Genomic DNA, 14,223 nt, shown 5'->3' on the forward strand with positions numbered 1-14,223 from the left:
ATCCTCCGTGTGTAGATCGGCCCGTGCGGTGCACGGGCTCCGTGGTACGGCAGTCAGCGAGAACCCTTCGGGTCGAGCGCGTCACGCACGCCGTCGCCGAAGAGGTTGAAGGAGAGGACGGTGATGAAGATCGCCACGCCCGGAATGATCATGTACATCGGGTCGGACTCGTAGTAGCTCAGAGCGGACGACAGCATCTGGCCCCAGGAGGCGGAGGGCGGCTTCACTCCGACGCCCAGGAAGCTCAGGGCCGCCTCGGTCAGGATGTTGGTGGGGATCATCATCGTGGCGTAGACGACGATCGGCGCCACCAGGTTGGGCAGCAGCTCCTTGAAGAGGATGTAGAACCGCCCGGCGCCCAGACTGCGCGCCGCGTCCACGTACTCCCGTTCGCGCAGGGAGAGGGTCTGCCCGCGCACCACCCGCCCGACGTAGGGCCAGCCGAAGAACCCGATGACGAGGATCATCACGAAGAGGCGGACGCCGGAACCGGTCAGCCCCAGGAGCTCGTTGGGCATCACGGACACCAGGGCGATGATGAAGAGCAGCTGCGGGAAGGAGAGCAGCATGTCCATCACGCGGCTGATGAGCGCGTCCAGCCAGCCGCCGAAGAATCCGGCCAGCACGCCGAGCACGGTGCCGAGCACGACCGCGACGACGGCGGAGAGGAAGCCGACGAGCAGCGAGACCCGGGCGCCGTAGACGATGCGGGCGAAGATGTCACGGCCGTTGACCGGCTCCACGCCGAACCAGTGCTCGCCGCTGATCGCTCCGTAGGAGCCGGTGGGCGTCGAGAACAGCGGGTCGATCAGGTCTTCGTGGTGGTCGTACGGGGACTGGCCGACCAGGTGGGTGATCAGGGGCGCCAGCAGGGCGACGACGACCAGCAACAGCACCACGACGCCGCCGCCGAGGGCCAGCTTGTCCCGCTTCAGCCGCTCCCAGGCGATGCGGCCCAGGGAACGGCCCTGCACCGCCTTTTCGGGCGCGATGCCCGCTTCGTGTCCCGCCGGGGGGGCCGCTTCCGTCGTCGGCTCGTGCAGTGGTGCCGTCATCGTGGCAGGGACCCCTCTCAACCGGCGGTGGCCGGCACACACTTGCCGCGGTGGCGGCGGTACTCGTCCGTGGTGACGCGGGACGGATCGCCCCTTGGAGCGGGAGTCTTCATCCCCGCCGTGATCTGTTGCCAGACTTGACGGCGAATGGATGCCTAACCGTGATCCGAGGTGGTCGATCCGTTATCCGGACGCCGGTGAACGACCCCCGGACGCAACATAATTGAAAAGAAAATGGGTACGGATGCGCAACAACACCGCTTCGGCTGCCACGAGTGGGCAGAGCGGGACATGGCGCGCATGAGGACGATGTACCCATCAAGCACCGCGTTCACCGTCCCGCGGCGGAACAGCACCGGAACCACACACAACCGCCGTTGACGGACAGGGCAAGGGCGCGTCCCGACGGGGCCAGGGACCGCAAGTGGCTGAAAAGCAGCAGGTCATGGTTCCCGTGCCGGGGGTGCGCGGGTCCACGGCGGGGCGGGGCACCGCCGCGCGGGCGGGGAGCCGCGGGGCGGGGGTGACCCGTCAGTAGGCGGGCGGGTAGCCGTAACCGGGGGCGCGGGAGGGCGGCGCGACGGGCTGCGCGTGCGCTTCCCGGTCGTAGAACGGACGGGAGTTGGCGCGGAGCCACATCGCGACCGGGTCGTAGTCGTCGGACATCGCGACCGTGGAGACGGGGAGCCCGTCCGGGACGGCGCCGATCGTCTGGCCCATCATCGCGCGCGCCGACTCCACCGCCGTCCGCCCGGTGTCGTAGAGGTCGAGTCCGATGGCGAGGTACGGGGCCCCGAGCGCCGGCCGCACCCAGGCGCGGCGCAGCGAACGGACGGCCGGGGTGCGGTGGGCGTTCTGCGACAGCAGCGCGTAGAACTGCGGGATGTCGACGGCCGGTTCGGAGAGGGTGAGCGGGCCGGCGGGGAGCCGGTCGAGGCCGGTGGCGATCCGGCGCAGATCGAGCCAGGGGATGCCGACGCCGCCCCCGGGGGTGTGCGGATTGAGCCAGATGCCCCAATGGTCGGGGAAGAGGGAACGGGCGATCTCCCGGCCGGTGATCACCTCGTGCGCACGGTTCCAGCCACTGGCCGCGAGCTCCTGGGCGGAGGTCACGCAGGGGGCGTAACCGAGGCCGCCGACCTCGATGTTGCCGTACTGGGCGTCCGGGGAGCCGGCCGTGCCGTGCCAGAGCAGCATCCAGACCTGGCCGTCCGAGAGGGCCCTGAGCAGCTCCTCGTACGCGTCGAAGCGCCCGGGGGTCACCTGGCGCAGCATGTGCTCGACCTGCCCGGCCGCCGCCGTGCCTGACGCACTCACCCTGGGTCCCGCCCCTCGTCGATCCATCGTGTCGCGCGGTCGCCCCCGGGCCCGCGGGAGCGACCTCGCCATCAAACCAGCTTATGCGCCCTCACTGACACCGACTTGACGTCACCGTGCGACATGCCGGGCGCGGCGGGCCGCGGTGCGGGGCGCGGCCGGCCGTGCGCCCCGGGTCAGTCGGCGTCCTGCTGGAAGAAGGGCCGGACCTTCTCCACCATCCAGTCGGCGACGGGGTCCTGGGCCGCGTCGAGCAGGACGAGGTTGACCGGCCACGCCACCCCCACGTGGCCGAGCGCGCGGCCCAGCGCGTCCATCGGCACGCTCTGCGCGGCCTCCTCCCAGGCCGCGCCCCGGACCCCGGTGACACCGACGAAGAGGACGGGGTCGCCCCCCTCGATGCTGGCCAGGGCCCGTCGGGCCGTGGCGACCGCCCCGGTCCGCCGGAACTCCGCCGACACGGCGGCGAGGAAGTCGACCGGCTCCTCCTTCCAGTCCGGCTCCCACAGCCGCACCCGGCCACCGCCGGCGGGCCCGTCCAGCGGGGTCCGCCCGGCGCGGCAGAGCTCGGCGACGGCGGCGGGGGGCAGCGGCAGGCCGACCGCGCCGCCGGGGTTCACCGCGATGCCCACCTGCGGGGGGAGTCCGCGTGCGAACTCCCGGGCGGGGGCGACGGCGAAGGAGAGGTGGGTGCCGACGCAACCGAGGAACTGCGCCTCGGAGCTGAAGACGGGGACGAACGCGGCTCCGTCGAGTTCGATCGTCGGCAGGTCGAGGTCGGCGTCCGCGGGGCTGCCGCCGCCCGGCAGCGGAATCCAGAGCTGGCTGCGGCCGAGCACCTCGACCAGCCGGCCACCCGCCTCGGGGACGCCCAGCGAGGCGCTGAGCACTTCTTCGAACTCGTTCGCCGGCCACCCCTGGAGCGGGTGGGGCTGCGTCGGTGCCGGGATGTCCACTGCCTCTGCGTCCTCTGGTCGACCGGGGTCCTGCGGCAGAAACCCTAACCGGCGCGGGGCCCCGGCGTCCCGGTCACGCTGCCGTCCCCGGCGCTCTCCCGCATTCCGGGCACCCCGGCCGCCACCTCCCCCACGCCCGCCTCCACCACCGGCACCCCGGCAACCGGCGCGTCGACGGCCACCGGGAAGGCGATGGACCGCAGCGCCGCGGCCGCCCGGCGGTCCAGCAGCACTGCGGCGGCGCAGCCCGGCGGCAGCCGGCCGTCCTCCGCGTCGCGCAGCAGCCGGGCGATCGCGCGCCGGTGCCGGGCGAAGGCGTACCCGGAGACGCCGCGGCCCCGTTCGCGCTGGCCCTCCCTGGCCGTCTCGGGCGTCACGTCGAGGAGCACCAGATGGAGGGTGCGGCCCCGGCGCACGGCGTGGCGCGCCAGGCGTCGGCGCACCCAGGCCTGCGTACCGCAGTCGTGCACGACGACCGCCTCGCCGGACCGGAGCGCGCGGAAGAGCCCGTAGTAGTGGGAGACCCGGACCAGGGGACGGTAGAGGGCGTACGGAAGTAAGCGGGGCAGGAGCGCCGCGAAGCGGTCCCGGCTGTCCTGGGAGTCGATGGCGCGGGCGGTCACCGTGCGCCGGATCAGCGTGGATTTCCCGCTGCCGGGCAGCCCGGAGACCACGACGACGTCACCGGGGGAGAATTCCAGTCGGCGCGCCCCGTCCCCCGTCCCGCCCCGCAGGTCCCGCACGGCCGACGGCCCGCCCTTCACGGCGGGCGCCGCCCACCGCGCCGGGACCGCCCGCCGCACCACCCCCGCGTACGGTCGCCACGACATCGGCACTCCCCCTGTCGAGTCACCCACACCTGATCACAAAGTGTAAAGAAAAGGTAATGCGGAGCAACCGCCCGGAGCGGGAGGCCGGGCAGGGGTACTGCAGGGGTACCGGGCACCGCAGCCGTCCGCCCTGCGTGCGATGATGGGCCCGCAACTGCATACCGGCCGTTTGAATCCACGCGGGAGAGCTCCGGCCACCGTGTGTGCCGGGCGCCGAAGGAGCAAGTTCCTCCCTTGAATCTCTCAGGCCCCGTACCGCGTGGATGAGGCAGATCTGAAAAGCGAGCCGGTCTCCGGCTCCACCCAAGGTGCAAGCCGACCCGTCAGGGGCCTTTCGGCGAACCTCTCAGGTTCCGATGACAGATGGGGAGGGACCGTCCTCGTCGTCATGCCCTTCGCCCTGGGAGCCACACCCTATGAGCACTCTCCCCCGTACGACCGCCCTCGATGCGCTGCATCGTTCCCTGGGCGCGACCATGACCGACTTCGCGGGGTGGGACATGCCCCTGCGCTACGCCAGTGAACGGGACGAGCACCACGCGGTCCGCACCCGCGCCGGGCTCTTCGACCTCTCCCACATGGGCGAGATCACCGTCACCGGACCCGGCGCGGTCGGTTTCCTCGACCACGCGCTGGTCGGCAACATCGGTACCGTCGGCGTCGGCCGGGCCCGCTACACGATGATCGTCCGTGAGGACGGCGGCATCCTGGACGACCTGATCGTCTACCGCCTGGCGGAGACCGAGTACCTCGTGGTCGCCAACGCCGGCAACGCCCAGCGGGTCCTGGACACGCTGACCGAGCGCGTCGGCGGCTTCGACGCCGAGGTGCGCGACGACCGCGACGCGTACGCGCTGATCGCCGTCCAGGGCCCCGAGTCCCCCGCCGTCCTCAAGGCAGTCACCGACGCCGACCTGGACGGGCTGAAGTACTACGCGGGCCTGCCGGGCACGGTCGCCGGCGTCCCCGCGCTCATCGCCCGCACCGGCTACACCGGCGAGGACGGCTTCGAACTCTTCGTCGCGCCCGAGCACGCCGAGCAGCTCTGGCAGGCCCTCACCGAGGCCGGCGCCCCGCACGGCCTGATCCCCTGCGGGCTGTCCTGCCGCGACACGCTGCGCCTGGAGGCGGGCATGCCGCTGTACGGGCACGAGCTGACGACCGCGCTGACCCCGTTCGACGCGGGTCTCGGCCGGGTCGTGAAGTTCGAGAAGGAGGGCGACTTCGTGGGCCGGGAGGCCCTCGCCGCGGCCGCCGAGCGTGCCGCGACCGCCCCGCCCCGCACGCTCGTCGGCCTGGTCGCCGAGGGTCGTCGGGTGCCGCGCGCCGGGTACCCCGTCGTCGCGGACGGCAAGGTGATCGGCGAGGTCACCTCCGGCGCCCCGTCGCCGACGCTGGGCAAGCCGATCGCCATGGCGTACGTGGACGCCGCCTTCGCCGCGCCCGGCACCGAGGGTGTCGGCGTGGACGTCCGGGGCACACACGAGCCGTACGCGGTCGTGGCCCTGCCGTTCTACAAGCGCCGGAAGTAGGCCTGGTGGGGCCAGCGCGCCCCCGCCCGGCCGGCCGGACGTGACGCAGTCGCGTCTCACCCCGTAAGACCCCGTACACCAGCACCCATCCACGTACAGGAGAATTCAGGTCATGAGCAACCCCCAGCAGCTGCGGTACAGCAAGGAGCACGAGTGGCTGTCGGCCGTCGAGGACGGCGAGGCCACCGTGGGCATCACCGAGCACGCGGCCAACGCACTCGGCGACGTCGTCTTCGTCCAGCTCCCGGAGGTCGGTGACACGGTGACCGCGGGTGAGACCTGCGGCGAGCTGGAGTCGACCAAGTCGGTCAGCGACCTGTACTCGCCGGTCACCGGCGAGGTCACCGCGGCGAACCAGGACGTGGTGGACGACCCGTCCCTGGTCAACTCCGCCCCCTTCGAGGGCGGCTGGCTGTTCAAGGTACGCATCGCGGGGGAGCCGGGGGATCTGCTCACCGCCGACGAATACACCGAGTTCTCCGGCAACTGAGACCCAAGGGACCGCCTGATGTCGCTTCTCAACTCCTCCCTCCACGAGCTGGACCCGGACGTCGCCGCCGCTGTCGACGCCGAGCTCCACCGCCAGCAGTCCACCCTCGAGATGATCGCCTCGGAGAACTTCGCTCCGGTCGCCGTCATGGAGGCGCAGGGCTCCGTCCTCACCAACAAGTACGCCGAGGGCTACCCGGGCCGCCGCTACTACGGTGGCTGCGAGCACGTCGACGTCGTCGAGCAGATCGCGATCGACCGCATCAAGGCGCTCTTCGGCGCCGAGGCCGCGAACGTCCAGCCGCACTCCGGTGCGCAGGCCAACGCCGCCGCGATGTTCGCGCTGCTCAAGCCGGGCGACACGATCATGGGCCTGAACCTGGCCCACGGTGGTCACCTGACCCACGGCATGAAGATCAACTTCTCCGGCAAGCTCTACAACGTCGTCCCATACCACGTCGACGAGACCGGCGTCGTGGACATGGACGAGGTGGAGCGCCTCGCCAAGGAGTCCCAGCCGAAGCTGATCGTGGCCGGCTGGTCCGCCTACCCGCGCCAGCTGGACTTCGCCGCCTTCCGCCGCATCGCGGACCAGGTCGGCGCGTACCTGATGGTCGACATGGCGCACTTCGCGGGTCTGGTCGCCGCGGGTCTGCACCCGAGCCCGGTGCCGCACGCCCACGTCGTCACCACCACCACGCACAAGACCCTCGGTGGTCCGCGCGGTGGCGTGATCCTCTCCACCCAGGAACTCGCCAAGAAGATCAACTCGGCGGTCTTCCCGGGTCAGCAGGGCGGTCCGCTGGAGCACGTGATCGCGGCCAAGGCCGTGTCGTTCAAGATCGCGGCCTCGGAGGAGTTCAAGGAGCGCCAGCAGCGCACCCTGGACGGCGCCCGCATCCTCGCCGAGCGCCTGATCCAGCCGGACGTCACCGAGGTGGGCGTCTCCGTCCTCTCCGGCGGCACCGACGTGCACCTGGTCCTGGTGGACCTGCGCAACTCCGAGCTCGACGGTCAGCAGGCCGAGGACCGGCTCCACGAGATCGGCATCACGGTCAACCGGAACGCCGTCCCGAACGACCCGCGCCCGCCGATGGTCACCTCCGGCCTGCGTATCGGTACGCCGGCCCTGGCCACCCGCGGTTTCCGGACCGAGGACTTCACCGAGGTGGCGGAGATCATCGCCTCGGCGTTGAAGCCCGCGTACGACGCCGAGGACCTGAAGGCCCGCGTCGTCGCGCTGGCCGAGAAGTTCCCGCTGTACCCCGGCCTGACGAAGTAGGGAGCCGCCCGGTCACGGGCGGTGCCACAGCGTTCTTCGCAGGTCGGGCGGGGCATCGCGCACACTGGAAGGTGAGCGCGGTGCCCCGCCCCGTTCCGCGGCCGGGTCCCCTCACGCCCTTTCTCGGCACACCCCCCTCTTTCGTTTCGCCGGTGGACAACGGCGTCCACCCAGCTAGGAGTCCCCACCGTGGCCATTTCCGTCTTCGACCTCTTCTCGATCGGTATCGGGCCGTCCAGCTCGCACACGGTCGGCCCGATGCGGGCCGCGCGCATGTTCGCCCGCCGGCTGAAGAACGAGGGCCTGCTCGCGCCGACCGCCTCCATACGCGCCGAGCTGTACGGCTCCCTCGGCGCGACCGGCCACGGCCACGGCACGCCGAAGGCGGTCCTCCTCGGCCTGGAGGGCGAGTCCCCCCGCACCGTGGACGTCGAGGCCGCCGACGCCCGGGTGGAGCAGATCCGTACCACCGGCCGCATCAACCTGCTGGGCGCCCACGAGATCCCGTTCGACGCGGACGAGCACCTGGTCCTGCACCGCCGCAAGGCGCTCCCGTACCACGCCAACGGCATGAGCATCCACGCGTACGACGAGACCGGCGCACTGCTGCTGGAGAAGACGTACTACTCGGTGGGCGGCGGGTTCGTCGTCGACGAGGACGCCGTCGGCGCCGACCGGATCATCCCCGACGACACCGTCCTCGCCCACCCCTTCCGCACCGGCGACGAACTGCTCCGCCTGGCCCGGGAGACCGGTCTCTCCATCTCCTCGCTGATGCTGGAGAACGAGAAGGAGTGGCGCACCGAGGAGGAGATCCGCACCGGCCTGCTGGAGATCTGGCGCGTCATGCAGGCGTGCGTCAGCCGGGGCATGTCCCGCGAGGGCATCCTCCCCGGCGGCCTCAAGGTCCGCCGCCGCGCCGCCAACACCGCGCGCCAGCTGCGGGCCGAGGGCGACCCGCAGACCCACGCGATGGAGTGGATCACCCTCTACGCCATGGCGGTCAACGAGGAGAACGCCGCCGGCGGCCGGGTCGTCACCGCCCCCACCAACGGCGCCGCCGGCATCATCCCGGCGGTCCTGCACTACTACATGAACTTCGCGGCCGGCGGCGCCACCCCGGAGGAGAAGGAGGACAGCGTCGTCCGCTTCCTCCTCGCGGCGGGCGCCATCGGCATGCTCTTCAAGGAGAACGCCTCCATCTCCGGCGCCGAGGTCGGCTGCCAGGGCGAAGTCGGTTCCGCCTGCTCCATGGCCGCCGGCGCGCTCGCCGAGGTCCTGGGCGGCTCCCCCGAGCAGGTCGAGAACGCCGCCGAGATCGGCATGGAGCACAACCTCGGCCTCACCTGCGACCCGGTCGGCGGTCTCGTCCAGATCCCCTGCATCGAACGGAACGGCATGGCCGCCGTCAAGGCCGTCACGGCGGCGAAGATGGCCCTGCGCGGGGACGGCACCCACAAGGTGTCCCTGGACAAGGTCATCAAGACCATGAAGGAGACCGGCGCCGACATGTCCGTGAAGTACAAGGAGACCGCTCGGGGCGGGCTCGCGGTGAACATCATCGAGTGCTAGGCAGAGGGGCCCCGACCAGCTGGTTCTCCTCCGCGAGCAGGGTCGGGGCCTTCCTGCGCACCTGAGTTTCGCCGTGCCCGGTCGGGAGGGGAACCCGTTCGCGGTCCGGCTGCCCGGTGCGGCGCGTCATCGCCGGCCCGCACGGGGCGGGCCCCGTCAGCCGGCGGATCGGGTCACCTGACGGCGGCGCTGCCCGCGTACCGCCGGGGCCCGGGAGGCCGGAGGTTTCCGCCCTGGGCCCGACGACCGCGACCTGCCCGTCGAGCAGGTCCTCTTGTGCGATCGTGAGGTGGAGTTCCCACCGGCAGGGTCCCCCTCCGTGTGGGGACGCCCGCGGCCGGCACGCGGCCCGGCCTGGCGTGGGTTCCCGTTCCGGGGCCGGCACGTGGGCTGTTCGCGGAGCCTCTTCCTGCTGCCCCGGGCGATCACGAGGCGGCGGCCCGGCGCGCGGGCACGCGGAAGGGCCCGGCCAAAGATGCGAGCGGCGCGTCCCCCGCGCATGCTCGCGACTCCGGCCGGGCCCCGCCCGTCGGCCCTTTAGTGGCCGGCGGCCTCGGGGTTGCGCCGTACACCCGCGGCCGCGACGACCGCGCCGAGGACACACAGCACGCCGGTGACGAGTGAGGCGGTGTGCACCCCGTTCATGAACGCCTGCCCGCTGCCCTCGATCACGGCGGACTTCAGCTGGGCCGGCATCTCGCCGGAGACGGGTGAAACACCCATCGACACCGCGTCCTTCGCCTCCAGCAGTCCCTTCGCCACGGGTGCGGGCACCCCGGCGGTGCTCAGCTCGCCGGTCAGTGTCGAGCCGACCTTGCTGCTGATGAGGGAGATCAGCACGGAGGTGCCCAGCGCGCCGCCGATCTGCAGGGCGGTGGCCTGCAGGCCACCGGCCACTCCGGCGTCCTTGACCGGCGCGTTGCCGACGATGGCTTCGGAGGAGGCGGCCATCACCATGCCGACGCCGAGCCCGAGCGCGATGAACGGCGGCCACAGGGCGGAGTACGAGGAGTGCACGCCCCAGCCGAGCATGCCGAAGGCCGCGCCGGCCTGCAGCACCATGCCGAGGGGCATGGTGAGGCGGGCACCGTACTTCTCGGTGAGCTTCGCCCCCACGGGCGAGGCGACGACGGAGGCCAGGCTCAGAGGCAGGGTGCGGATGCCGGCCTCGACGGGCGTGAAGCCGTGCACGTTCTGCAGGTACAGCATCACGAAGAAGATCACGCCGAGCAGGGCGAAGAAGTTGATGGCGGTGATGACCGTACCGATGGCCAGTGCGGGGTTGCGGAACAGCCGCATCGGCAGCAGGGGATGCCCGATGCGGGTCTCGTACCAGCCGAAGGCCGCCAGGGTCACGAGACCACCGCCGATCGTGCCCAGCGTGGAGCCCGAAGTCCAGCCCCACGCCTCGCCCTTGACCACACCGAAGACGAGAACCAGCATGCCCAGCGCCAGAAGGACGACGCCGACGAGGTCGAAGCGGTGATGACCCGTCGAGTTCTTGCTCTGCGGCAGGACGAGCGCGCTGACCACGAGCGCGACGACGCCGATGGGCGCGTTGATGAAGAAGACGGACTCCCAGCTGACGTGCTGGACGAGCAGACCGCCGACGATGGGGCCGAGTGCGGTGGACACGGACGAGACCATCGCCCAGATCCCGACCGCCATGCCGAACTTCTTCGGCGGGAAGACCGCACGCAGCAGTCCGAGCGTGTTCGGCATCAGCAGGGCGCCGAAGAAGCCCTGTACGGCACGGAAGGCGATGACTCCCTCGATCGAGCCCATCAGGCCGATGGCCACGGACGCGGCGGTGAATCCGGCCGCGCCGATCATGTAGAAGGTGCGCCGGCCGAAGCGGTCGCCCAGCTTGCCGCCGAGAATCAGCGCGGCGGCCAGGGCGAGAAGATAGGAGTTGGTGACCCACTGGAGATCAGCGGTGGATGCGCCCAGATCCCGGCCGATCTCGGGATTGGCGATCGACACGACACTGCCGTCGAGCCCCACCATGAACAGGCCGAAGGCGACCGCTGCCAGCGTCAGCCAAGGGTTGGACCGGCGGCCGCGGGGGGCGGCGTCCGGCGGGGAGTGCGCGGGCATGGCGGAGTGATCCACAAAAGTGGACGAGGACGACGAGGACATGGAAGTGCCTTGTTTCTCAGAGGAGTTGATACATGTCCCGGCGCGTCAGCGGTCAGCTGTGCGCGGGATCAGTGGCCTGCGGGGTGAATGTGCCCCGCCAGCGCGCCGAGGGCTCCGACGGCGGAGCCGAGAGCTCCGAGGTCGCCTTCGGTGAGGGTGCTCAGCGCGGCGACGACGTACTCGTCCATGAGCGCTTGGACCGCTTCGACCCGGCGCGTCGCCTCGGGCGTCAGATGCAGGTGCGCGACCCGCTTGTCGGCGAGATCCTGCGTACGTTCGAGCAGACCCTCCCCGATCAGCCGGGAGACCATCGCACTCAGGTTGTTGGGCCTGACGAGCAGCACGTCGGCGGCCTCGCGCACGGTCACCCCGTCGCGCTCGCCGACGAGCCGCAGCAGCGCGAGGTGCCCCTCGGGCGGCTTGGGGTGTGCGAAGTCCTGGGCGAGGCGTCGCTCGAGAGCCCGGTTCAGCGCCGGCAGGACGGCCGTGATCGCGGAGGCGATGCGGCTGAGGTCCTGAGCGGACGCGCTGACGGCGGGCATACGGACAATATAAGTATCGCACTACAGCTATGTCAACATACCCATCAGCCGCACGGCCGCCGTGCTCGACGCGCCCGCGGTCCCGGCGGGCCCCCGGAGCCGAAGAGATCGGGGAGCAGCGGCGCCGGGACCCTCACGACCGCCCGCGGACCCGGCGGTCGGGGCGCCGGGACCTTCGCGTGGCCCGGCTCCGTGCCCGGAGAGGAGTCCTCCGCTACAGCTCCACTTCCGCCCAGATGATCTTCGCGTCGTGGGAGTAGCGGGTGCCCCAGCGGGAGGCGAGCTGGGACATGATGAAGAGGCCCCGGCCGCCCTCGTCACCGGCGCGGGCATGGCGCAGGTGGGGGGCGACGAGGCTGGCGTCACGGACCTCACAGGTGACGGTGTGGGTGCGGACCAGGCGCAGCACCAGCGGTGGGGTGCCGTAGCGCACGGCGTTGGTGACCAGTTCGCTGACGATGAGCTCGACCGCGTACAGCGCGTCCTTGGGGATCTTCCACGCGGCGAGGTGCGCGCGGGTCGCGGTCCGGGCCTTCGCCGGGGCGCCGGCGTCGTCCTCGAGCGCGACGGTGGCCACCTGTGCGGGGCCGGCCTCGGCAGGGCGCGCGAGGAGCAGTACCGCGCCGTCCGGGTGGGCGGCGGGCGGGTAGTTGTACACGATGGCGTCGCCGATCTCCCGCAGGCTCCGATCGGGCGGCGAGAGCACCTCGTCGACGGAACGGCGGCCGGGACGGTCGTGCAGGTTGCCGCCGCTGTGCAGGACGAGCAGGGTGCCCGGCTCCAGGGCGATCTCGGTGGTGACGAAGGGGGCGCCCTCGGCCGCCGCGAGCGTCGGCCCCTCGGGCAGGTCGAAGGGTTGCGCCGTGCCGTCGGGACGGACGATGCGGGGCACCGGCCGGCCCGCCCGGGCGACGGTCCAGAGCCGGGTGAAGGGGTCGTACTCCCCGTAGAGGCAGGTCGCCGTGAGCGGGCGGTGGCGCAGCGTGTCGCCGACGGGGAGTGCGGCCCGCTCCTCGGCGAGCTGGACGGCGACGTCGTTGAGGCGGGCGAGCAGTTCCTCGGGCGAGAGGTCGAGGGCGGCGAGCGTGCGGACGGCGGTGCGCAGTTGACCCATGGTGCTGGCGGTCTGGACGCCCTGGCCGTCGACCCGGCCGACGACGAGGGCGGTGCGCGCGCCGGAGAGGGAGATGGTGTCGAACCAGCTGCCGCTGTTGCGGCCGGGCAGGTAGACGTGGGCGGTCTCGAGGGCCACCGGCGACGTCGGGCCCGGGGGCAGCAGGCGGCGCTGGACGGTGGAGGCGACGGTGTGGTCGCGTTCGTAACGCCGCGCGTTGTCGACACTGAGCGCGGTGTGGGCGGCGAGCGTCACCCCGAAGGCGAGGTCACTCTCGTCGTACGGTGCGCTCCCGCCGCACCGGTAGAAGCTGACCACGCCGAGTGCGGTGCCGCGCAGCGCCAGCGGCGCCACGATGAGCGAGTGCGACCCGAACTTCTCGATGGAGGCGGCGCGGTCGGGGTCGGTCGTGTACCAGGGCAGGCCGGGGGCGAGCTGGACGAGGCGGGGGCGGAGGTCGCCGAGCGAGAGGGAGTACGGGGTCGGGTGCGGCATCTCCCGCACGTCGCCGACCGGGTGGGCGGCCCCGCCTTTGCCGAGAGGGCCCCGGAACGCGATGCGGCGCAGCGGGGTGCCGCGGGCCGGCGGGCCGGTCGGCGTGTCGGCGCCGCGCAGGACGTCGTCGACGATTTCGACGACCGCGATGTCGGCGAAGCCGGGGACCAGGGCGACGACCAGCTCCTGGCAGGTGGCGGCGAGGTCGAGGGACTGGCCGACCCGTTCGCGTACGGCGTCGAGGGCGGCGGCCCGTGCGACCGTGCGCTCCTGCGCGGTGATGTCGGCCGCCAGGACGAGCAGTCCCGCCGGGCCGGGGCCGGAGGCGTCCGGGGGACCGCCGGTGCCGGCGTCGGACGCCAGGGGGTGGAGCGCGACGGCGAAGGTGCGGTCGGTTCCGGCCGTGTCGGTGCGGTGGGCGCGGACGACAGCGGCGGGGCCGCTCCCGTCGTCGCCGGAGGGGGTGGCGTGCTCGGGCAGGGCGGGGCCGGCCGGCGGCGGGGTGGCGGACGCCGGCGGGCCGGGCGTCTCCGGGACGCCCGGGAGGTTCCGTCGCAGGACGCGCGCGGGCGCCGCGGGGTCCTCCAGCCGGAACACCTCGGTGAGCAGCCGGCCGGCCACCCGCTCCGGGGGTTCGCCGAACGTCAGTGTGCCGGTCCGCAGGATGCGCAGGTCCCGGTCGACGACGTACGTACGGATGACGGGGGCGGTCACGAGGGCGTGCAGCAGAGCCGGGGGTGTCGGGCCCCCCGAGGGGGCCGCCGACGGAAGGTCGTCGTCCGGCACCGCTCCACCACCGCCCTTCGAACACGACTTCGCCTCTCCCCACCTTGGGACGGGCGCCGCGCTCGCGCCATCGGGGGGCGTACGGACGGAGGACGGGTGCCGGGCGGGCGGCGG

The 14,223-nt window shown here is 72.2% G+C and carries 10 protein-coding genes, 1 pseudogene and 1 riboswitch; of the genes and pseudogenes, 4 read left to right on the plus strand and 7 right to left on the minus strand.

Annotated features, from left to right (window positions below; translation table 11 throughout):
- Positions 1 to 53: 53 nt before the first annotated feature.
- From PZB77_RS08510 to PZB77_RS08525, 4 genes and pseudogenes are all read right to left on the minus strand, one after another.
- Entirely contained in the window at positions 54 to 1,055 is a 1,002-nt protein-coding gene (locus PZB77_RS08510; protein WP_275491956.1) for an ABC transporter permease, read from the minus strand.
- A gap of 531 nt (positions 1,056 to 1,586) precedes the next feature.
- Positions 1,587 to 2,372, minus strand: coding sequence for an enhanced serine sensitivity protein SseB C-terminal domain-containing protein (locus PZB77_RS08515; RefSeq protein WP_275491957.1), 786 nt, complete (start codon positions 2,370 to 2,372; stop codon positions 1,587 to 1,589).
- Between the two features lie 176 nt (positions 2,373 to 2,548).
- Positions 2,549 to 3,328 carry an enhanced serine sensitivity protein SseB gene (locus tag PZB77_RS08520; RefSeq protein ID WP_275491958.1) on the minus strand — a complete coding sequence of 260 codons (780 nt, stop codon included), beginning with the start codon at positions 3,326 to 3,328 and terminating at the stop codon, positions 2,549 to 2,551.
- Between the two features lie 185 nt (positions 3,329 to 3,513).
- Positions 3,514 to 4,158, minus strand: a pseudogene (locus tag PZB77_RS08525) (AAA family ATPase); the annotation flags it as partial.
- A 170-nt stretch (positions 4,159 to 4,328) separates the two neighbouring features.
- Positions 4,329 to 4,426: riboswitch (glycine riboswitch) on the plus strand.
- A 148-nt stretch (positions 4,427 to 4,574) separates the two neighbouring features.
- Between PZB77_RS08525 and gcvT the strand changes: the two are divergent.
- The 4 genes from gcvT to PZB77_RS08545 all read left to right on the plus strand — a co-directional run bounded on the left by gcvT (position 4,575) and on the right by PZB77_RS08545 (position 9,033).
- Positions 4,575 to 5,690: a glycine cleavage system aminomethyltransferase GcvT gene (gene gcvT / locus PZB77_RS08530; protein WP_275491959.1), complete on the plus strand. Its 1,116-nt coding sequence runs from the start codon at positions 4,575 to 4,577 to the stop codon at positions 5,688 to 5,690.
- A 112-nt stretch (positions 5,691 to 5,802) separates the two neighbouring features.
- The gene (gcvH, locus tag PZB77_RS08535) at positions 5,803 to 6,180 is read left to right on the plus strand and encodes a glycine cleavage system protein GcvH (RefSeq protein ID WP_275491960.1); all 378 of its coding nucleotides are present in this window, start codon (positions 5,803 to 5,805) and stop codon (positions 6,178 to 6,180) included.
- Positions 6,181 to 6,198: 18 nt separating this feature from the next.
- Positions 6,199 to 7,461, plus strand: a complete 1,263-nt coding sequence (gene glyA, locus PZB77_RS08540) for a serine hydroxymethyltransferase (RefSeq protein ID WP_275491961.1) — start codon at positions 6,199 to 6,201, stop codon at positions 7,459 to 7,461.
- Positions 7,462 to 7,650: 189 nt separating this feature from the next.
- The gene (locus PZB77_RS08545) at positions 7,651 to 9,033 is read left to right on the plus strand and encodes an L-serine ammonia-lyase (RefSeq protein WP_275491962.1); all 1,383 of its coding nucleotides are present in this window, start codon (positions 7,651 to 7,653) and stop codon (positions 9,031 to 9,033) included.
- A 537-nt stretch (positions 9,034 to 9,570) separates the two neighbouring features.
- On the opposite strand, the gene PZB77_RS08550 is transcribed toward PZB77_RS08545, so the two are convergent.
- The 3 genes from PZB77_RS08550 to PZB77_RS08560 all read right to left on the minus strand — a co-directional run bounded on the left by PZB77_RS08550 (position 9,571) and on the right by PZB77_RS08560 (position 14,109).
- Positions 9,571 to 11,130: an MFS transporter gene (locus tag PZB77_RS08550; RefSeq protein WP_275491963.1), complete on the minus strand. Its 1,560-nt coding sequence runs from the start codon at positions 11,128 to 11,130 to the stop codon at positions 9,571 to 9,573.
- A gap of 110 nt (positions 11,131 to 11,240) precedes the next feature.
- The gene (locus PZB77_RS08555; protein WP_275491964.1) at positions 11,241 to 11,714 is read right to left on the minus strand and encodes a MarR family transcriptional regulator; all 474 of its coding nucleotides are present in this window, start codon (positions 11,712 to 11,714) and stop codon (positions 11,241 to 11,243) included.
- Positions 11,715 to 11,928: 214 nt separating this feature from the next.
- Positions 11,929 to 14,109, minus strand: coding sequence for a SpoIIE family protein phosphatase (locus PZB77_RS08560; protein WP_275491965.1), 2,181 nt, complete (start codon positions 14,107 to 14,109; stop codon positions 11,929 to 11,931).
- Positions 14,110 to 14,223 lie beyond the last annotated feature (114 nt).

The sequence above is a fragment of the Streptomyces sp. AM 2-1-1 genome (genome assembly GCF_029167645.1).
GTDB lineage: Bacteria > Actinomycetota > Actinomycetes > Streptomycetales > Streptomycetaceae > Streptomyces.

Bases quoted from the DNA above. Each gene is read 5' to 3' on its own strand.
- PZB77_RS08510 (WP_275491956.1), bottom strand. From the start codon at position 1,055: ATGACGGCACCACTGCACGAGCCGACGACGGAAGCGGCCCCCCCGGCG.
- gcvT (WP_275491959.1), top strand. From the start codon at position 4,575: ATGAGCACTCTCCCCCGTACGACCGCCCTCGATGCGCTGCATCGTTCC.
- gcvH (WP_275491960.1), top strand. From the start codon at position 5,803: ATGAGCAACCCCCAGCAGCTGCGGTACAGCAAGGAGCACGAGTGGCTG.
- glyA (WP_275491961.1), top strand. From the start codon at position 6,199: ATGTCGCTTCTCAACTCCTCCCTCCACGAGCTGGACCCGGACGTCGCC.
- PZB77_RS08550 (WP_275491963.1), bottom strand. From the start codon at position 11,130: ATGCCCGCGCACTCCCCGCCGGACGCCGCCCCCCGCGGCCGCCGGTCC.
- PZB77_RS08555 (WP_275491964.1), bottom strand. From the start codon at position 11,714: ATGCCCGCCGTCAGCGCGTCCGCTCAGGACCTCAGCCGCATCGCCTCC.